The sequence below is a fragment of the Mycobacterium szulgai genome (genome assembly GCF_002116635.1).
GTDB classification, from domain to species: domain Bacteria; phylum Actinomycetota; class Actinomycetes; order Mycobacteriales; family Mycobacteriaceae; genus Mycobacterium; species Mycobacterium szulgai.
In genome coordinates this window covers 197,787-218,914 of sequence record NZ_LQPW01000165.1, presented here as the reverse complement: position 1 = coordinate 218,914, position 21,128 = coordinate 197,787, and the positions used below count along the sequence as shown (strand labels likewise).

Here is a 21,128-nt window from a genome sequence, read left to right as displayed (position 1 = left end):
CCGGCGGCACCGGCGGACTGGGCGGCAATGGCATCAAGGCCGCCGACGGCGCGGTCGGCGCCAACACCGACGGCGGTCACGGCGGCGACGGCGGTAACGCCGCGGCGGGCGGGGCCGGCAACAACGGCGTCAACGCCGCCAACCCTGACGGCACCGCCGGCCACGCCGGCGGTAAGGGTGGGGCCGGCGGCGACGGCGGTGCGGCCGGCGGTGTGGGCGCCAAGGGCGGCACCGGCGGCAACGGCGGTAAGGGCGGCGACGGCGGCCAGGGCGGCAGCGGCATCGACGGCACGGCCGGCAGCCAGACCACCAACGGCGTCGGCGGCAACGGCACGGCCGGCGGCAACGCGGGCGCCGGCGGCGCGGGCGGCGATGGCGGCCAGGGCGGCGCGGGCGGCGCGGCCAACGGCGGCACCGCGGGCACCGCGGGCACCGGCGGGGCGGCCGGTAACGGCGGCAACGCTGGCTCCGCCGGCAAGGGCGGCAACGGCGCGGCCGGGGCCAACGGCACCGCCGCGGTCAACAACGGCAACGGCTTCAACGGCGGCGACGGCGGTGCCGGCGGTAAGGGTGCCGACGGCGGCGCCGGCGGACACGGCGGCGCCAACGGCGACGGCATCGGCACCGGCGCCAACGGCAACGGCGGCAACGCCAGCAGCGGCGGCGTCGGTGGTGATGCCGGTGCCGGCGGCGCCGGCATCACCGGCGTCAACGGCACCGCCGACATCGATAAGTACGGCAACGGCATTGGCGGCGGCCAAAACGGCGGCAACGGCGGCAACGGCGGCACCGGCGGCAAGGGCGGCGACGGCGGTACCGGCGGCGCTGCCGGCGGAGCCGGCGCGACCAAGGGCAGCGACGGAGCCGGCGGCGTCGGCGGCAAGGGCGGCAACGCGGGCACACCGGGCAGCGGCGGCGACGGCGCGGCCGGCACGGTCAACAACACCACCGGCGGTGCCGGCGGTAAGGGCGGTAACGCGGGCACCGTGGGCGCTGGCGGAACCGGCGGGATCGGCGGCAATGGCATCAAGGCCAGCGACGGCGCCAACGGCTCCGCGGTCGTGGGCCCGGCCGGTAACGGCGGCGCCGGCGGCACGGGCTTCAGCCCCACCACCGCGGGCGCCAACGGCGGTGACGGCGGCGCCGGTGGCGCCGGCGGCAACATCGGCAACGGCGGCGATGGCGGTGCCGGGGGCAACGGCGCGGCCGGCGCGCCGGGCCCTGACGGCGTCAACGCCAACAACCCGAACGGGTCCGACGGCCAGGCCGGCGGCAAGGGCGGGGCCGGCGGCAAGGGTGGCGCTGCCACCGGCACGGGCACGCACAGTGGTAACGGTGGTGCCGGCGGTAAGGGCGGTGCCGGCGGCAACGGCGGCAGCGGCCTAGACGGAACAGCCGGCACGGCGAGTAGCGGTGTCGGCGGCAACGGCACTGCCGGCGGTAACGCCGGCAGTGGTGGGGCCGGCGGCGACGGCGGTAAGGGCGGCGCCGCGGGCACGGCCAGCGGCGGTGCGGCCTCAGGCGCTGCAGGTGCGGGCGGCGCTGCGGCTAACGGCGGCAACGCGGGTACGGCCGGCAATGGTGGCGCCGGGGCGGCCGGGGCCAACGGCACCGCCGCGGTCAACAGCGGCAACGGCTTTGCCGGTGGCGAGGGCGGTCGCGGCGGCAACGGCGGCAACGGTGGCGCCGGCGGCCACGGCGGCGCCAACGGTGACGGCATCGGTAAGGGCGCCGACGGCCTGGGCGGCAACGCCAGCAACGGCGGCCTCGGTGGCGCAGCGGGTAGCGGCGGCAACGGCATCAGCGGCGCTAATGGCACCGCCGACCTCAACAAGTACGGCACCGGCGTCGGCGGCGGTCAAAACGGCGGCGACGGCGGCAACGGGGGCAAGGGCGGCGCCGGGGGCGACGGCGGTAAAGGCGGGGCTAACGGCAGCGGCGTCGGCTCCGGCAGCAATGGCGTCGGCGGCAAGGGCGGCCAGGGCGGCAACGCCGGCACACCCGGCAGCGGCGGCGACGGCGCGGCCGGCACCGCCACCAACACCACCGGCGGTGCCGGCGGTAAGGGCGGCAACGCCGGCAGTGCGGGCAGTGGCGGCGCCGGCGGCGCCAATGGCGGCGGCGGCAGCGCCGCCAACGGCGCCAACGGGACCGCCGTCACCGGCCCAGCCGGCAATGGCGGCGCCGGTGGTGCGGGCTTCAGCCCCACCGCCGCCGGTGCCAGCGGCGGTGACGGCGGTGCAGGCGGCGCCGGCGGCAACGTCGGCAACGGCGGCGCCGGCGGTGCCGGTGGTAACGGCGTGGCGGGTGGGGCCGGCGCCAATGGCGTCAACCCCGGCTCCAGCGGTGCCGACGGTCAGGCCGGCGGCAAGGGCGGCGCCGGCGGCGCCGGCGGCGCGGCCACCGGTGTGGGCACCAAGAGCGGCAGCGGCGGCGCCGGCGGCAAGGGCGGCGCCGGCGGCGCCGGCGGCAGCGGCGTGAACGGCGCCAACGGCACGAGCACCGCCGGTGCCGGTAACGCCGGTCAGGCCGGCGGCGCGGCCGGCAGCGGCGGCGCCGGTGGCGACGGCGGAAAGGGCGGTGCCGCGGGCTCCGCGGGCGCCGGTGTCATCCAGGGCACCGCCGGTAGCGGCGGGGCCGCCGGCAACGGCGGTAACGCAGGCACCGCCGGCACCGGCGGCATCGGCGCACCCGGAGCCAACGGAACGGCCTCGAGCCCCAACGGCTTCGCCGGCGGCAACGGCGGCGCGGGCGGTGCCGGCGGCAACGGCGGCAAGGGCGGCGTAGGCGGTCTCAACGGCAACGGCTCCGGCACCGGCACCAATGGGACCGGCGGCAACGCCAGCAACGGCGGCGTCGGTGGCGCGGCCGGCGCCGGCGGCACCGGCATCACCGGCGCCAACGGAACCGCCGACCTCAACAAGTACGGCACCGGCATCGGCGGCGGCCAGAACGGCGGCGACGGCGGCCAGGGCGGCACCGGCGGCGCCGGCGGCAAGGGCGGCGTAGGCGGTCTCAACGGCAGCGGTAGCGGCACCGGCACCAACGGCAGCGGCGGCGTCGGCGGCAAGGGCGGCAACGCCGGAACACCGGGCAGCGGCGGCGACGGCGCGGCCGGCACGGTCACCAACACCACCGGTGGTGCCGGTGGCAAGGGCGGTAACCCCGGCGGCACCGGCGCCGGCGGCACCGGCGGGGCCAACGGCGGCGGCGGCAGCGCCGCCAATGGCGCAACGGGCGCCGGAGTCGGCGCGCCGGCCGGTAACGGTGGCGTCGGCGGTCGGGGCTTTGACGCCATCACCGCGGGCGGCAACGGCGGCGACGGTGGCGCCGGTGGCGCCGGCGGCTCGATCGGCAACGGCGGCGCCGGCGGCGCCGGCGGCAACGGCATGGCCGGTAAACCCGGCGACAACGGCGCCGCACCCGGCGACAACGGCCAGATAGGCGGGCAAGGCGGTAACGGCGGCAACGGTGGTGTGGGCGGCAATGGCGGGTCAGCCACCGGGACCGCCGGTGTCGGTGGCGCCGGCGGCAACGGCGCCGACGGCGGCAAGGGCGGCGCCGGCGCAGCCGGCAAGGACGGAGCGGTAGGCACCAACAACGGCGCCGGCCAGGCCGGCGGCGCCGGTGGCCAGGGCGGCAGCGGCGGCAGCGGCGGCAACGGCGGCGCCGGCGGCAAGACGCTCGGCGGAACCGGTACCCAAGCTCTCAGCGGCGTCGGCGGTAACGCCGGCAACGCGGGCAACGGCGGCAACGGCGCGGCCGGCGGCAACGGCGCGGCCGGCGTCAACGGCACCAACAACGGTGCCGGCGGCAACGCCGGGGCCGGCGGGGCCGGCGGGGCCGGCGGTAACGGCGGCAACGGCGGCACCGGCTCCACGCAAGGCAAGGCGGGCAACGCCGGCAGCGGCGGCAACGGGGCAACCGGCGGTAACGGCGGGATCGGCGCCGACGGCACCGCGGCCAACCCCAACGGCGGCGCCGGCGGCGCCGGCGGCAACCCCGGCCTCGGCGGCAAGGCCGGCAGCGTCGGCACCGGATCAGGCACACCGACCCCGGGCACCAAGGGCACCACGCCCACCTCCGGCGGTAACGGCGGCAACGGCGGCAACGGCTTCAGCCCCAGCGCCCCGGGCGCCAGCGGCGGCAACGGCGGCGACGGCGGCAACGCCGGTGCGGTCGGAAACGGCGGCAATGGCGGTAACGGCGGAAACGGTGTGGCCGGAATGGCCGGCAGCACCGGCATCAACCCCGGTGACAGTGGCGGGAACGGCCAGGCCGGCGGTTCCGGCGGCAACGGTGGCCGCGGCGGTAACGCCGGCGTGACCGCCGGCATCGCCGGCAACGGCGGCAACGGTGGAACCGGCGGCGCCGGCGGCAACGGCGGCACCGGCCTCAAGGGCTCCGCCGGTGTGCAGGGCGTCGACGCATACGGCACCGGCGTCGGCGGCGGCCAGAACGGCGGCAGCGGCGGCAACGGCGCCGTGGGCGGCAACGGCGGCAACGGCGGCGTCGGTGGCCTCAACCCGCACGGCGCCAAGGGCACCACCGGCGTCGGCGGCAAGGGCGGCGACGGCGGCAACGCCGGCACACCCGGCGACGGCGGCGACGGCGCAGCCGGCACCGCCACCAACACCACCGGCGGGAGCGGTGGGAAGGGCGGCGACGTCGGCAAGGCGGCAGCCGGTGGCGCCGGCGGCAGCGGCGCCAACGCGCCCGTCAACGGCAACGACGGCGGCACCCCCACCACTCCGGTGGGCAACGGCGGCCGCGGCGGCATCGGCTACACCGCGACCACCGCGGGCGGTAACGGCGGCGACGGCGGCGCCGGCGGCGCCGGCGGTAATTACGGCAGCGGCGGTGCCGGCGGCAACGGCGGCAACGGAGCGGCGGGCGCGGTAGGCAAGGACGGGGTCGCCAACGGCGGCAACGGCTTTACCGGCCAGGCGGGCGGTGCCGGCGGCAAGGGCGGCGCCGGCGGCGACGCCGGGGGCAACCTCGGCGACGGCGGCGCCGGCGGCAAGGGTGGTGCCGGCGCGGACGGCGGCAACGGCGGTACCGGCCGCGACGGCGCCAACGGCGTGTCCGGCGTCGACGCGTACGGCACCGGCGTCGGCGCCGGCCAGAACGGCGGCAGCGGCGGCGACGGCGGCGTCGGCGGCAACGGCGGACAGGGCGGCGCCGGTGGCAAGGCCGGCCTGTACGGCACCGCGGGCGGTGTCGGAGCAGGCGGCAATGCAGGCAACGGCGGAGCCGCGGGTGGATCCGGCAGCGGCGGCAACGGCGCGGCCGGCATCACCGGCAGCATCAACGGCGGCGACGGCGGTAACGGCGGCAGCGTCGGCAAGGCCGGGGGCGGCGGCACCGGTGGCTTGGACGGCAACGGCGACACCAGCGGCCTGGACGGCAAGGCGGGCGCCAGCTTCACCGGTCCGTCCGGAAACGGCGGCAACGGCGGCGTCGGCTACAGCCAGATACCCAACGCCACCGACGCCAACGGCAACGGACTGGCCGGCGGCGCCGGCGGTAAGGGCGGCAGTGGCGGTACCAACGGCAACGGCGGTCAAGGTGGGGCCGGCGGTAGCGGCTCCAACGGCGCCAACGGCGCCAACGGCGCCAACGGCGGCACCAACGGCGCCACCGGCGGCAACGGCGGGGCCGGCGGCAAAGGTGGGGCCGGCGGCGCCGGCGGCACCACTATCGGCAACGCCGGCAACGGCGGTCAAGGTGGCGCCGGCGGCAACGCCGGCAACGGCGGGGCGGGCGTGGACGGCCATGACGGCGTTCCCAACACCAACGCTTACAACAACGGCATCGGCGGCGGTCAGGCCGGCGGCAACGGCGGCAACGGCGGGGTCGGCGGCAACGGCGGCGGCGGCGGCGCGGGCGGCACCGCGACCAACGGCACCAACGGGCTCGGCGGCAACGGCGGTAAGGCCGGCAACGGCGGCAACGGCGGCACCCAGGGCAACGGCGGCAACGGCGCGGCCGGCACCGTCACCAACCCCGACGGCGGCGCCGGCGGCAAGGGCGGCACCTCCGGCAGCGGCAAGGCCGGCGGCACCGGCGGCACCGGCGGTGCCAACGGCAGCGGCATCGGCGGTGGCAGCAACGGCGCCAACGGCACCGCGGGCAGCACACCCACCAACGTCGGCGGCAACGGGGGCCGCGGCGGCGACGGCTACAACGCCACTGTGCCCGGCACCAACGGCGGCAAGGGCGGAGCCGGCGGCGACGGCGGCCTCTACGGCGACGGCGGCGCCGGCGGCAACGGCGGCAACGGCGCGGCCGGTGCCAGCGGCCCCAACGGCAACGCCATCGACCCCAACGGCAAGGCCGGTCAGAACGGCGGTAACGGCGGGGCCGGCGGTGCCGGTGGTAACAGCGGCAGCCAGAACGGGCACGGCGGCGCGGGCGGTAACGCTGGTCAGGGAGCGGCCGGCGGGAACGGTGGCAACGGCGCCAACACCACGACCGGCACCGGCGGCAACGGCGGCAACGGCGGCAATGGCGGCCTAGGCGCGGAAGGCGGCAAGGGCGGCAACGGATTCCTCGGCGGCGGCGACGGCGGCAAGGGCAGCGACCCCGGTGCCGGCGGCAACGCCGGGATCGCCGGTGTCGGCCCGAGCGGCCCGGGCACCAACGGCACCAACGGCACCACACCCACCACCCCGACCGGCAACGGCGGCGACGGCGGCGACGCCTTCGGCGTCCCCGGCACCGGCCAGACCGGCTATAGCGGCGGCAACGGAGGCGACGCCGGGGCCTACGGCAACGGCGGCAACGGCGGCAAAGGCTTCACCGGCGGTGCCGGCGCTACCGGCTCCGCCGGCACGTTCCCCGGCGGCAACGGTGGCGTCGGCGGGACCGGCGGCGACGGCGGCGCCGGCGGTAAGGGCGGCAACGGCGGCACGGTTGCCGGCAACAGCGGCAACGGCGGCAGCGGCGGCACCGGCGGTGTCGGCGGCACCGGTGGCAAGGGCGGTACCGGTGACTTCAGCTTCAACGGCGGTAAAGGCGGCGACGCCGGCAACGGCGGGACCGGCGGCAAGGGCGGTTTGGGCGGCGACGCCGGAACCGTCACCAGCGGCACCGTCGGCAACGGCGGCAACGCCGGCGACGGCGGCACCGGCGGCGTAAGCGGCGTCGGTGGCACCGGCGCGGCGGGCACTGCCGCCCACCCGACCGGCGGCACCGGCGGCAACGGAGCCAACCCCGGCAGTGGCGGCGCCGCCGGAACGCCCGGCACCGGTCTCAACCCCGGCAACCCCGGCAACCCCGGCAGCACCCCGACCACCATCGCCGGCAACGGCGGTACCGGCGGCGCGGGCTGGAACTCCAACGACCCGACCAAGGCCGGCGGCGACGGCGGGACCGGCGGTAACGCCGGGCAGTACGGCGTCGGCGGCAACGGCGGTGCAGGCGGCAGCGGCGCGACCGGTACCACCGGCGCCAACGGCTCCTCCCCGGGCGCCGACGGCAAGATCGGCGACAACGCCAGCGGCGGCGGCAACGGCGGCACCGGCGGCCTGGGCGGCACGATCGCCGGCGACGGCGGCAACGGCGGCGCCGGCGGCAACGGTGGCGGCGGCGGCACCGGCGGCAACGGCGCCGACGGCCCAGCCGGCGGCGACGGCGGCAAGGGCGGCAACGGCGGCAACGGCGGCGTCGGCGGCAAGGGCGGCAACGGCGGAGCGCACTTGGCCGCGGGCTACCACGACGGCAACGGCGGCAAGGGCGGCAACGGCGGCAATACCGGTGTCGGCGGCAACGGCGGCAACGGCGGCAACGGCACGGCCGGCAACCCCAACGGCGGCAATGGCGGCGACGGCGGCATCGTCGGCGGCGCCGGTGGACTCGGCAAGGGCGGCACCGGCTTCAGCAACGGCGCCGACGGCAACCCCGGCCAGGTTCCGGCCGGCACCGCCGGCAACGGCGGCAACGGCGGCAACGGCTTCAGCCCCACCACCCCCGGTACCTCCGGCGGCAAGGGCGGCAACGGTGGTAGCGGCGGATCCACCGGCAACGGCGGCAACGGCGGGGCCGGCGGCAACGGCACGGCCGGCACCCCCGGCGTCAACGGCGTCGCCCCGGGCAGCAGCGGCACCGACGGCCAGGCCGGCGGCTCCGGTGGGGCCGGCGGCAACGGCGGTGCCAGCGGCACCCTCGCCGGAAACGCCGGCAGCGGCGGCGCCGGCGGCAACGGCGCCAACGGCGGCAAGGGCGGCAACGGCGTGACCGGCAAGGCCGGCGTCCAGGGCGTCAACAGCGGCACGGGCCAGGCCGGCGGCAACGGCGGCAACGGCGGCAACGCCGGCGACGGCGGTAACGGCGGCACCGCCGGCGCACTGCTCAACGGCAGCGGCAGCGCGGGCACCACCGGCGCCGGCGGCAACGGCGGCAACGGCGGCAAGGCCGGCACCCCCGGCAACGGCGGCACCGGCGCGCTGGGCACCCTGCTCAACCCCACCGGCGGCAACGGCGGCAACGGCGGCAACGCCGGTACCGCCGGCACGGCCGGCATCGCCGGAACGGGCTCCCCGGCCGGTACCAACGGCAAGGCCGGCGACTCGGTCGTCGGGCCGGCCGGCAACGGCGGCCAGGGCGGCGCCGGCTACAACCCGCTGACTCCGGGCCGCAGCGGCGGCAACGGCGGCAACGGCGGCGACGGCGGCAATATCGGCAACGGCGGCAACGGCGGGGCCGGCGGCAACGGCGTGTCCGCGGCCATCAGCGGAACCAACGGCGTCAACCCCGGCGACAGCGGCACCGACGGTCGCTCCGGCGGCTCCGGCGGCAATGGCGGGGCCGGCGGCAAGGGTGGCACCGTCTCCGGCAACGGCGGCAACGGCGGGGCCGGTGGCAACGGCGGCAACGGCACCAAGGGCGGCAACGGCGTCAACGGCGCGGCCGGCGTCACCGATGTCGACGCCTACGGCACCGGCATCGGCGGCGGCCAGAACGGCGGCAACGGCGGGGTCGGCGGCAACGGCGGCAACGGCGGCAACGGCGGGGTCGGCGGCGTGGCTCAGGGTGTGGGCACTGGCGGCAGCACCGGCACCGGCGGTAACGGCGGCGACGGCGCCAACGCCGGCACCCCCGGCGACGGCGGCAACGGCGCGCCCGGCACGGTGAACAACCCCGACGGCGGCAAGGGCGGCAACGGCGGCAGCACCACCGTCGGCGTCGGCGGCACCGCGGGCACCGGCAGCGGCGCTCCGACCAACGGCAAGAACGGCGCCGCGATCGTCGGCGCGGTCGGCAACGGCGGCAACGGCGGCATCGGCTTCAGCCCGTCGACCGCGGGCGCCAGCGGCGGCAACGGCGGCGCCGGCGGCAACGGCGGCAGTTACGGCAACGGCGGCAACGGTGCGGCCGGCGGCAACGGCGTGGCCGGTACCCCCGGCGTCAACGGTGCCGCCGCCGGCGACAGCGGCACCAGCGGCCAAGACGGCGGCGCCGGTGGCGCCGGCGGCAACGGCGGCAACGGCGGCTCGATCTCCGGTAACAGCGGCAGCGGCGGCACCGGCGGCAACGGCGCCAATGGCGGCGCCGGCGGCAACGGCGTGGCCGGTACGAACGGCCTCACCAACGGCCAAAGCGGCGGCAACGGCGGCAACGGCGGCAACGGCGGTAACGGCGGCACGGGCGGCAACGGCGGTACCGCAGGCACGGTCCTCGGTACCGGCAGCGCCGGCACCAACGGCGCCGGCGGCTCGGGCGGCAACGGCGGCAACGCCGGAACGCCCGGCAACGGCGGCAACGGCGCGGCCGGCACCTCCACCAACCCCACCGGCGGCAACGGCGGCAACGGCGGCAACGCCGGCACCGCAGGCACCGGCGGCATTGCGGGCACCGGCGGCACCGGCACCAACGGCAGCAACGGCACGCCGGTCACCGCACCCGCCGGCAACGGCGGCAAGGGCGGCGACGGGTTCACCGCGACCGCCGCCGGCGGCAACGGCGGCGCCGGCGGCAACGGCGGCAACGGCGGGAACATCGGCAACGGCGGCAACGGCGGCAACGGCGGTGCCGGCAAGGCCGGCACGGCCGGCAGCAACGGCAGCGGCACCGGCGCCAGTGGCACCGACGGCAAGGCCGGCGGCTTCGGCGGCGCCGGCGGCAACGGCGGCAACGGCGGCTCGATCTCCGGCAACGCCGGCAACGGCGGCAACGGCGGCAACGGTGCCAACGGCGGCAACGGCGGCAGCGGCACGACCGGAGCCGACGGCGTCGCTAACAGCAACACCTATGGCACCGGCATCAACGGCGCCCAGAACGGCGGTAACGGCGGTAACGGCGGCGACGGCGGCAAGGGCGGCAACGGCGGCACCGCCGGCACGGTCCTGGGTACCGGCAGCGCCGGCACCAACGGCGCCGGCGGCAGCGGCGGCAAGGGCGGCAACGCTGGGACACCCGGCAACGGCGGCAACGGCGCGGGCGGCACCGCCAGCAACCCCAACGGCGGCGTCGGCGGCAACGGCGGCAACGCCGGGACCGCCGGCAACGGTGGCCTCGCCGGCACCGGGGGCACCGGCACCAACGGCGCCAACGGCACCTCGGTGACCGGGCCGGCCGGCAACGGCGGCAAGGGCGGCGACGGCTTCAACGCCACCGTCGCGGGCACCAACGGCGGCAACGGCGGCGCCGGCGGCAACGGCGGCAACATCGGCAACGGCGGCAACGGCGGCCTCGGCGGCAACGGCGCGGCGGGCAATGTCGGCACCAGCGGAGCCAACCCCGGCGATAACGGCGGCGTCGGTCAGGCCGGCGGAGCCGGCGGCACGGGCGGCGCCGGCGGCATGGGCGGCACTATCTCCGGCAACGGTGGTATCGGTGGCAACGGCGGTCAGGGCGCCACCGGCGGGGCCGGCGGCAACGGCGCGACCGGCGACTTCAGCGTCAACTCCGGCGCCGGCGGCAAGGGCGGCGACGGCGGAGTCGGCGGGGCCGGTGGCGCCGCCGGGGCCGGCGGCAAGGCTCAGGGCGCCGGCGACGGCGGGGCCGGCGGCAACGGCGGACTGGGCGGCAACGGCGGGGCCCCCGGCACCGGCGGCAACGGCGCCGCAGGCACGGTGACCAACCCGAACGGCGGCACCGGCGGCGACAGTGGCACCGGCGGCAAGGGCGGTATCGGCGGCGCCGGCGGCGCCGGCGGGGCCGGCGGCGTCACTTCCGGCAACGGCGGCAAGGGTGGCAACGGCGGGGCCGGCGGCATCGGAGGCAGCGCATTGCTCGGCCAGACCGGCGGGGTCGGCGGCAACGGCGGCGGTACCAACGGCAACGGCGGCGACGGCGGCAAGGGCCCCAGTGGCGGTGACGGCGGCGACGGCGGCGCCTTGGGCGCCGGCGGTGCAGCCGGTACCGGTGGCACCAATGGCGACGACGGCACCGGCGGGACCGGTGGCGGCGGCGGCACCGCCGGCAACGGCGGTGGTGGTGGCACCCCGGTTGGCGCCGGCACCCCGGGCAACACCGGCGCACCGGGCAACCCCGGCACTCCCGGCGGGAACGGCTAGAACTGCAGGGCGCTGAAACGCCAGTCCAGCACCTGGCGATCTGGCTCGTCCGGGGTCTCGCTGACCGCGTAAACCAGCGACCGCAGACCCAGGACGCCGCCGTTCATGGTCGGCTCGGCGGACTCGACATGCAGCTCGCTGTACAGGGTGTCGCCCTCCCGCACCGGCCCGGTGTGGTCGCAATGCGCCCAGCCCAGGACAGTGGCCATGTTGGGCAACAACCGGCTCGCCTGCGCCAGCGCCAGGCCGATGGTGTGCCCGCCGTACACCAACCGCTGTCCGGCGACCCGCGAATCATGGTGTGTGGCAGCGACATTCAGCGTCAGTCGGGCCAGCTCAGGCGCGCTACTGACCAGATCCGCGGTGCTGTGCAGCACCGCACCGGCGATGCCGGCGTCAAGACAGGCTGCGAAATGCGGGCCCGGCACCCGTTGACGGAAGACATCGCCGTCCCAGTCGTCGGTCGGAGCGATTGCCGGCGCCACCGCGTCGGCGCCGACGGCCGACAAATCGTCGGCGGGCCCAGATCCAGCCCAGGCCGGGGAGGCAGGCAGCATGGCGCAGCGGTAGAAGTCAAGCACCAGCCGGTCCGCCTGGTCGATGGCGGTCATCCGCAGCGCCGCCAGTCCGGTGGGCGCTCGGCCAGGTTTGGCCGAATTGGCCCGCAGCCCAACGACTTCGGTGCGGGTGTAGATGGTGTCCCCGAGCACCGGGAACCGGTGAAACGTCAGCCCGCGGTAGAACAGGTTGGCCTTGACCCGCGGGGTCACCAGTGTCGACTGTCCGATCGCCAGGTCGCAAACCAGACCTGGATGTGCCAGCGCCGCCGCCGCGCCGGTCACCGCCGAGCACAGATCGGCGTCGAGGGCCAGTCGCATCCGGTCCCCCACGATCGCCTGGTGCGCGGCCGCCAGGCCCGGCGACAGCGTCACCGACGGTGCCCAGTCGAACACCTGGCCCACCGAAAGGTCGTCGAAGTAGGGCCCACCCTCGCGTAGTTCCGCGTAAGTCACGGGGTCAATATGGCACAGGTGAACAGTGAACTTGACGACGACGAGGCGATGCTGGTCGCCACCGTGCGGGCGTTCATCGACCGCGACGTCAAACCGACCGTCCGCGAGGTCGAGCACGCCAACACCTATCCAGAAGCGTGGATCGAGCAGATGAAGCGGATCGGCATCTACGGCCTGGCCGTGCCCGAGGAGTACGGCGGGTCGCCGGTGTCGATGCCGTGCTACGTCGAGGTCACTCAGGAGTTGGCCCGGGGCTGGATGAGCCTGGCCGGGGCGATGGGCGGGCACACCGTTGTCGCCAAGCTGCTGACGCTGTTCGGTACCGCCGAGCAGAAGCAGGCGTACTTGCCGAAGATGGCCACCGGCCAGGTGCGCGCCACCATGGCGTTGACCGAGCCGGGCGGGGGTTCGGACCTACAGAACATTTCCACCACCGCGGTGCGCACCGGCGCCACGGACGAACTGGTGATCAACGGTTCCAAGACCTGGATCAGCAATGCCCGCCGGTCCGGGTTGATCGCGTTGCTGTGCAAGACCGATCCCCATGCCACACCGCGCCATAAGGGAATCTCCATCGTGCTCGTCGAGCACGGCCCGGGGCTGACGGTGTCGCGCGACCTGCCCAAGTTGGGCTACAAGGGCGTTGAGTCCTGCGAGCTTTCGTTCGACGACTTCCGGGTGCCGGTATCGGCGGTGCTCGGTGGCCAACTGGGCCAAGGGTTTTCGCAGATGATGCAGGGCCTCGAGACCGGCCGGATTCAGGTGGCCGCCCGCGCGTTGGGGGTGGCGACGGCGGCGCTGGAAGACGCGCTGGACTATGCCCAGCACCGCGAGAGTTTCGGCAAGCCGATTTGGCAGCATCAGTCGGTGGGCAATTATCTGGCCGACATGGCAACCAAACTCACCGCCGCGCGCCAGCTCACCCGCTATGCCGCCGAACGCTACGACAGCGGGCAGCGCTGCGATATGGAGGCGGGCATGGCCAAACTGTTCGCCTCCGAGGTGGCCATGGAGATCGCGCTCAACGCCGTGCGGATCCACGGCGGCTACGGCTACTCCACCGAATACGACGTGGAGCGCTATTTCCGGGAGGCGCCGCTGATGATCGTCGGCGAAGGCACCAACGAAATCCAGCGCAATGTGATTGCCGGACAACTGGTGGCGCGAGGCGGCATCTAGCAGGTACAGAACCCGCCGGTGCTGTATATTTGCCTGACTTCAGCAAACCGGCGCGCGAACCAAAGGGGAGGCAGCTGCCATGAGTTATCCGTCAGACCCATACGGTGGTTCGCCAGATTGGCAGCAGTCCCAGCAGCCGGGTCAACAGCCGGGTTGGCAAAGCCAGCCGCCGGGCTATCCGCCCCAGCAGCCGGGTTATCCGGCCCCGCAACCGGGTTATGGCCAGCCGGAGCCGGACAACTACCTGGTGTGGGCGATTCTGGTCACGGTGCTGTGCTGCCTGCCGTTCGGGATCGTCTCGATCGTGAACGCCACCAAGGTTTCCGGACTGTGGGCGCAGGGGCGCTATGCCGAAGCCCAGGCCGCATCCGCCAGCGCCAAGAAGTGGGCGATCATCGGCGCGATCGCCGGCGTGGTCGTCGGCGTGGTGGTTGGAATCATCTACGTCGTGCTTATCGCGGTGGCGGTTTCGGTGGATCACAACACGCCGTCGACCATCACCACTTATTCCGGCTACTGATCGCCGCCCGGCCCAGCCCGGCCCGGCTCGGCTCGGTCCAGCGAATCCGCGTGTGAATCCATGGCTTTGACTGTGCATCCCGGGCGGGCGAACCGGCCGGATCCTGCCCTGGAGGCACACTGAAAACCCCTTTACCCGACCTCGTCCACCAGCCCCCACTCCAGCGCGGTCGCCGCGTCGATGGTCTGGCCGGAGAGCACCAGATACGCCGTGCGCCAACGGCCGATCCGCCGCGTCACGCTCAGCGTGCCGCCGGCTCCCGGAAGCAGTCCCAGACCCAACTCCGGCAACCCGAACACCGAATCCGGTGCTGCCACAACCCATCCGCAGAACGCCGCCATCTCCAACCCGCTGCCCAGCACCTGGCCGTGCACCTCGGCGCGACAGGCGCGGCCCAGCCGTGCGGCCAAAGCGTCGAGCAGCAGCGCCGGGCTGTGCCGGGTGCGCGCCAGGTGAGCACTCGCCGGATCGGCGAAAGTACCGAACTCGGCGAGGTCCCCTCCGCTGCAGAACGAGGGCCCGTTGCCGCTCAACACGATTCCCGTAACAGACGAGTCCAGCTGCGCCACCGTCAGCGCCTCTAAGAGCGCGGCGCGCGCATCGGTGGAAAACGCGTTGTGCCGCTGCGGCCGGTTGAATCTGACCAGCAGTGTGTCGCCGTCGCGTTGCGCCTGAACAGGATCGGCGATCTCGGGCATCCGGGCCGGGCCCCGCTCGTCAAGCCAGCGGGCGAACTCCGGGCCGGCCTGCAGCGTCGAATATGCCAGCGACTCGGTCACCACAGCGGCCAGCGCCGCACCACACGGGTCGACCGAGCGCAGCACGTCATCACACACCGCGCTGGCCTGCGGCCAGCGCTCACAGCGCCGGGTCAGCTCGGTCACCGTGGCCGGAACCGATTCCACGGTGACCACCCGGCGGTCGGCGCACGGCTTTTCGGTCAACGTGAAAGTCGCCGCCTGGAGCCAGGATTCGTCAGATATCGACCCATACGCAACGATTACGCCCGGCGGCGTACCCGCACCGGGGCCCCCCGCCGCAGCCACGTCGACCACCCGGAGCATGGGTTACACCGAATACTTCTCGATCAGGTCGTTCTTGTACAGCTTGCCGGTGTCGGTGCGCGGCAAGTGCGCCTCGAACGCGATCGATCGCGGACACTTGAAGTGCGACAGGCGTTCTCGCAACCAGTCCAGCAGCTCCGCCCCGAACCGCTGGCAAGAGTCAGCGGGATCGACGGTCTGCACAACCGCCACCACCCGCTGACCCATCTCGTCGTCGGGAACCCCGAACACCGCCGCGTCGAGCACCTTGGGATGGGTGACCAACAGATTCTCAGCTTCTTGCGGATAGATGTTGACGCCGCCGGAGATGATCATGTGGTGGCGCCGGTCGGTCAAGAACAGATAGCCCTCGTCGTCGAGGTAGCCGATGTCGCCGACGGTCACCCAGCCGTGCTTGTTCCGTGAGGCAGCGGTTTTCGCCGGATCGTTTAGGTATTCGAACGCAACGCCGCCGTCGAAATAGATCTCCCCCGCTTCGCCGGCGGGCAGTTCGTTGCCGTCGGAGTCCAGGATGTGCACAGCGCCCGCCACTGGTTTGCCCACCGAGCCGGGATGAGCCAGCCAGTCCTCGGCGGTGATCAGCGTCGAGCCGTGGGCTTCCGAGGATGCGTAGTACTCGTCGATGATCGGCCCCCACCAGTCCATCATCGCCATCTTGATCTGCACCGGACACGGCGCAGCCGCGTGCATCACCCGCTTCAGGCTGGACAGGTCGTACGAATTACGAACGGCCTCAGGTAGTTTCAGCATCCGGACGAACATCGCCGGCACGAACTGGGCGTGGGTCACCCGATGGCGGGCGATGGCGTCCAGCGCCCCCTCGGCATCGAACTTCTCCATCACCACCGTGGTGATGCCGCCGGCCTGCACGCTCATCGACCACACCGATGGCGCGGTGTGATACAGCGGAGCCGGGCTCAGGTACACCGCGTCGGGATCCATCCAGTACCCGACCAGCGCCGACATCATGCCGGGCGCCTCTTCCGGCCGCACGTGCGGCAACTGGCGTTTGATTCCTTTGGGCCGGCCCGTGGTACCCGACGAATACTGCAGCAGGTCGCCCTCGATCTCGTCGGCGATCGGCGTATCAGGTTGATCCGCAACGCATTCCGGGTATCGCTCCCAGCCCGGCAGATCCCCGTCGGCGAGCAGCAACAGCCCGGGCAGCCCGCCCGGCAGGTGTTCGGCCAGGCCCGCGCAGGTGTCGCGCAGTGCCGCCGAGCCGATGATCGCCTTGGCGCTGCTGTTGTCGACGATGTAAGCCGCCTCGGCCGGGGTCAGGTGGGTGTTGATCGGCACGTAGTACAACCCGCTGCGGCGAGCCGCCCACATGACCGCGTGCATGTGTTCGTTGTTCTCCATCAGGATGGCCACGGTGTCGCCCTCGCGCAGACCCGCCTGACGGAACCGGTGGGCCAGCCGATTGGCGCGGGCTTCCAGCTCGTCGAAGCTGATCACGGTGCCTGACGGATGCAGGATGACAGCAGCTTTATCGGCTCCGATGAAGGGGCGGATCTGCATGGGCCGACTGTACGTCGCAGGCCGCCGACCACCGGAACAAGGGCGACAATTCCTGCCCCCACCGGCGCAAATCGTTTGTAAAGTCCACCCATGACAGTTCTGCTTGTCAATCCGCCAGGCGCCCGGCCGGACGCCCTGTCGTTCGTCAGCGCAATCAAGCGCACGGATCCCTCGCGGTATTCCTCCATGCCGGTGGAGCACCTCGGGATGATGTCGATCAAGGCGTACGCCAAGGCCCAGGGGATCGAAATCACCTGCGTCAACGGCTTGGTCGACGGCCATGTGACCGTGGCAGAGACCTGGCAGGCCATGGAAAACGCCGTCGGAGCATCGGGCACGCCGCGCCTTGTCGGCTTTTCCTGCATCGACACTCTTCCGGAGGTGCTGTGGTTGGCGCAGCGCGCCCGACAGGCCTGGGCTGGCGTACGAATCGTCATCGGCCACGCCATCGCGACACTCAACTACGAACGCATCCTGCGTCAGCACGACTGTTTCGACTACGTCGTCGTCGGCGACGGCGAGCAGACCTTCACCAGACTGGCCCTGGCCGTGGTAAACGACGCTGCGGCTGAAGACATTCCGGGGCTGGCCCGCCGCGATGAAAGGGGCCAGATCGTCTACGTACCCGCCCCGCTGATCGATCTCGACGAGCTACCGCCTGCGGCTCGTGACGAGTTGCCCACCGTCCTTGCCGACGGCTTCGCCGCCTCCGTCTTCTCCACCCGCGGATGTCCCTACCGATGCACCTTCTGCGGCACCGGCGCGATGTCCGGGATGTTCGGGAAAGACAGTTACCGGGCGAAGTCGGTCGACGTTGTCGTCGACGAGATCGCAGCTCTAGCGTCGAACTTCGACATCGATTTCTACTCGATCACCGACGACCTGTTTGTCTCCAAACACCCCAGTTCGCAGCAGCGCGCCGCGGACTTTGCCGACGCGGTGCTAAGGCGTGGCCTCGACATCAAGTTCATGATCGATATCCGGCTGGACTCCGTTGTCGATCTGGCTCTGTTCAAACACCTGCACCGGGCGGGTCTTCATCGTGTGTTCATCGGCTTGGAGACGGGGTCCTACGACCAACTGCGCAGCTACCGCAAACAGATCCTCGGTCGGGGAAAAGACGCAGCGGACACCGTTCAATCCCTGCAGGAGCTGGGCATCGAGATAATCGCCGGGACCATAATGTTCCACCCCACAGTGCGGCCCGAGGAGCTACGCGAGACAGTCCGCCTGCTCCTGGAGACAAGAAACGGGCTGCCCTTCAAGCTGATGGGCAAAATGGTCCCCTATCCGGGAACGCCGTTGTACCAAGCCTATTCGGATGCCGGGTACCTCACTTCGGAATGGCCGCTGGGCCAATGGGATTTCGTCGACCCCGAGGCGTCGCGGTTCTACTCCGATGTCGAAGCCCGCATCGGCCCCGATCCGGAGCTCACCTTCGATGAGGCGTCGGCGTTCTTCCTGTCCCGGCTCGACGAGTGGGAGGACGTCATCGCCCGCCGAACCGCGGAGGCGCGGGCGTGACGCACGGCATGGTGCTCGGCAAGTTCATGCCGCCCCACGCCGGGCACATTTACCTCTGCGAGTTCGCCCGGCAATGGGTGGACGATCTCACCATCGTCGTCGGCACCCGGGCCGACGAGCCGATTCCGGGCAAGCAACGCGTCAAGTGGATGCGCGAACTCTTCCCCTTCAACCTGGTAATCCACCTCCCCAACGACAACCCGCAGCGCCCCTGGGACCACCCCGACTTCTGGCCCATCTGGAAGGCGACCCTGGAAGACGCGCTACCCAGGCTGCCTGACTTCTACTTCGGTGCCGAGCCCTACAACGCGCAGTTCGCCGAGCTCCTCGGGGCGCGCTTCGTGCCGGTCGATCAGGGCCGCGTGGTGGTACCGATCAGCGCGACCGAAATCCGCGCTGACCCGCTTGCCCACTGGCAGCACATCCCGCGCTGCGTCCGGCCGGCCTTCGTGAAACGCATCAGCATCATCGGACCCGAAGGCACCGGCAAGACCACCCTGGCACGGGCGCTGGCAGAAAAACTCGGAACCAGCTGGGTCCCGGAGCGGGCCAACATATTGCGCGAACTCGACGCACCAGCAGGACTGGACTGGACCGAAATCGCGCGCGGACAGATCGCTTCGGAGCAGGCCCTGGCGCGCGACGCCGATCGCTTCCTGGTCTGCGACACCGATCCGATCGCGACGGCCGTGTGGGCCGAGTTGCTGGCCGGCGGCTGCCCGCCGGAGCTGCGCGAATTAGCCGGACGTTCTTACGATTTGACGCTGCTCACGACTTCCGGCGCGTCGGGCGACGCCTTTTCCGTCCGTTGTGAGCAGGCGCTGCGCGCCGCGGGACGGCCCTATGTGGTGCTCAGCGGAGGTTGGGAGGAGCGGGTCTCGACGGCCGTGCGGGCCGTCGAAGAACTCGCCCCTGCCCGTGGGTGAATGAAAGCTACTCAGCCTCGTCCAGGCGGTGCTTGAGCGCGTCGAACTCGTCCTTGATGCCGGTGGGCAGCTTCTCGCCGACGAACTGCAGCCACTCCTCGATCAGCGGAATCTCGTCGCGCCACTCGTCGACACGAACCGTCAGCGCCTCGGCCACATCGGCGGGGTCGGCGTCCAGACCCTGCAGGTCCAGATCCTCGACGGCGGGCACCGTGCCGATCGGGGTGGTGCGGCCGCCGGCGGTGTGCTCGATGCGGTCGACGATCCACTTCAGCACCCGGCTGTTCTCGCCGAAGCCCGGCCACAGGAAGCGGCCGTCGTCGCCGCGGCGGAACCAGTTGACGAAGAACACCTTCGGCAACTTGGACTCGTCGGCGTTCTTGCCCAGGTTGATCCAGTGCTGGAAGTAGTCGCCGACGTTGTAGCCCAGGAACGGCAGCATGGCCATCGGGTCGCGGCGCACGTTGCCGACCTTGCCCTCGGCCGCGGCGGTCTGCTCGCTGCCCAGGGTGGCCCCGATGAACACGCCGTGTTGCCAGTCGCGCGCCTCGGTCACCAGCGGGACGGTGGTCTTGCGGCGGCCGCCGAACAGGATGCCCGAAATCGGCACGCCCTGCGGGTCATCCCACTCCGGAGCCAGGATCGGGCATTGCGACATCGGCGTGCAGTACCGCGAATTCGGGTGCGCCGCTTTGGTATCCGTCTCCCGCAGGATCCAGTCGTTGCCCTTCCAGTCGATCAGGTGGTCGGGCTCGCCCTCCAGGCCCTCCCACCACACGTCGTGGTCGTCGGTGAGGGCCACGTTGGTAAACACCGTGTTGCCCGCCTCGATGGTGCGCATGGCGTTCGGGTTGGACTTCCAGTTGGTGCCCGGTGCCACCCCGAAGAAACCGAACTCAGGGTTGACCGCATACAGCCGGCCGTCCTTACCGAACCGCATCCAGGCGATGTCGTCGCCCAGGGTTTCCGCGCGCCAGCCCGGGATTGTCGGCTGCAGCATCGCGAGGTTGGTCTTGCCGCACGCGGACGGGAAGGCAGCGGCGAAGTAGTACGCCTTGTTCTCCGGGGAGATCAGCTTGAGGATCAGCATGTGCTCGGCGAGCCAGCCCTCGTCGTGGGCCATCGCCGAGGCGATCCGCAGCGAATAGCACTTCTTGCCCAGCAGCGCGTTGCCGCCGTAGCCGGAGCCGTAGCTCATGATCTCGCGGGTTTCCGGGAAGTGGGTGATGTACTTGGTCTCGTTGCAGGGCCACGGCACGTCTTTCTGGCCCTCTTCCAGCGGCGCGCCGACGGAGTGCAGCGCCTTGACGAAGAAGCCGTCGTCGCCGATCTTCTCCAGCGCGGCCTTTCCCATTCGGGTCATGGTGCGCATCGAGACAACGACGTATTCGGAGTCGGTGATCTCCACGCCGAGCTTGGGTTCGTCGGCGCCGAGCGGGCCCATGCAGAACGGCACCACGTACATGGTGCGGCCACGCATACAACCGCGGTACAGGTCGGTCAGGATGGCCCGCATCTCACTGGGGTCTTTCCAGTTGTTGGTCGGGCCGGCGTCGATCTCGCGCTCCGAGCAGATGAACGTCCGGGATTCCACCCGCGCGACGTCGGAGGGGTCGGACAAGGCCAGGTAGGAGTTCTTGTGCTTCTCCGGGTTCAGCTTGGTGAACGTGCCCGCCGCGACCAGGTGGTCGGCCAGGCGCTGGAACTCTTCCTCGGAACCGTCGGCAAACACCACCCGGTCGGGCTGGGTGAGCTCGGCAACCTCCTCCACCCATGCCAACAGCCCCTGGTGCTTCGTCGGCGCGGTATCCAAACCGGGGATGGTCGCTGAGGTCATCGAACTCTCCTGAATTCTGCTGCTA

General features: G+C 73.1%; 9 protein-coding genes. 5 read left to right on the top strand and 4 right to left on the bottom strand.

All coding sequences use genetic code 11. From position 1 onward, the window contains the following. On the top strand, positions 1 to 11,519 hold an 11,519-nt coding region (locus AWC27_RS31370), incomplete at its 5' end, for a hypothetical protein (protein WP_169726864.1). Here the strand turns inward: AWC27_RS31370 and AWC27_RS25815 are convergent. Continuing rightward, positions 11,516 to 12,532 (bottom strand): MaoC family dehydratase, encoded by a 1,017-nt coding sequence (locus AWC27_RS25815; protein ID WP_085673175.1) that lies wholly within the window; start codon positions 12,530 to 12,532, stop codon positions 11,516 to 11,518. The genes AWC27_RS31370 and AWC27_RS25815 overlap by 4 nt on opposite strands. Before the next feature lie 9 nt (positions 12,533 to 12,541). Between AWC27_RS25815 and AWC27_RS25810 the strand changes: the two genes are divergently transcribed. Further along, positions 12,542 to 13,711 (top strand): acyl-CoA dehydrogenase family protein, encoded by a 1,170-nt coding sequence (locus tag AWC27_RS25810; RefSeq protein WP_085673173.1) that lies wholly within the window; start codon positions 12,542 to 12,544, stop codon positions 13,709 to 13,711. Between the two features lie 79 nt (positions 13,712 to 13,790). After that, positions 13,791 to 14,231: a CD225/dispanin family protein gene (locus AWC27_RS25805; RefSeq protein WP_085673172.1), complete on the top strand. Its 441-nt coding sequence runs from the start codon at positions 13,791 to 13,793 to the stop codon at positions 14,229 to 14,231. A gap of 131 nt (positions 14,232 to 14,362) precedes the next feature. On the opposite strand, the gene AWC27_RS25800 is transcribed toward AWC27_RS25805, so the two are convergent. Both AWC27_RS25800 and fadD4 read right to left on the bottom strand, forming a co-directional pair. Beyond that, positions 14,363 to 15,295 carry an enoyl-CoA hydratase/isomerase family protein gene (locus AWC27_RS25800; protein ID WP_085673170.1) on the bottom strand — a complete coding sequence of 311 codons (933 nt, stop codon included), beginning with the start codon at positions 15,293 to 15,295 and terminating at the stop codon, positions 14,363 to 14,365. A 3-nt stretch (positions 15,296 to 15,298) separates the two neighbouring features. Next, on the bottom strand, positions 15,299 to 16,816 hold the full coding sequence (gene fadD4 / locus AWC27_RS25795) for a fatty-acid--CoA ligase FadD4 (protein ID WP_085673168.1): 1,518 nt from the start codon (positions 16,814 to 16,816) through the stop codon (positions 15,299 to 15,301). 90 nt (positions 16,817 to 16,906) lie between these two features. Between fadD4 and AWC27_RS25790 the strand changes: the two genes are divergently transcribed. Beyond that, positions 16,907 to 18,340, top strand: coding sequence for a B12-binding domain-containing radical SAM protein (locus tag AWC27_RS25790; RefSeq protein ID WP_083115421.1), 1,434 nt, complete (start codon positions 16,907 to 16,909; stop codon positions 18,338 to 18,340). Then, positions 18,337 to 19,266, top strand: coding sequence for an AAA family ATPase (locus tag AWC27_RS25785; RefSeq protein WP_085673166.1), 930 nt, complete (start codon positions 18,337 to 18,339; stop codon positions 19,264 to 19,266). The genes AWC27_RS25790 and AWC27_RS25785 overlap by 4 nt, the downstream gene beginning before the upstream one ends. A gap of 7 nt (positions 19,267 to 19,273) precedes the next feature. On the opposite strand, the gene AWC27_RS25780 is transcribed toward AWC27_RS25785, so the two are convergent. After that, the gene (locus AWC27_RS25780) at positions 19,274 to 21,103 is read right to left on the bottom strand and encodes a phosphoenolpyruvate carboxykinase (GTP) (RefSeq protein ID WP_085673164.1); all 1,830 of its coding nucleotides are present in this window, start codon (positions 21,101 to 21,103) and stop codon (positions 19,274 to 19,276) included. Between the last annotated feature and the right edge of the window lie 25 nt (positions 21,104 to 21,128).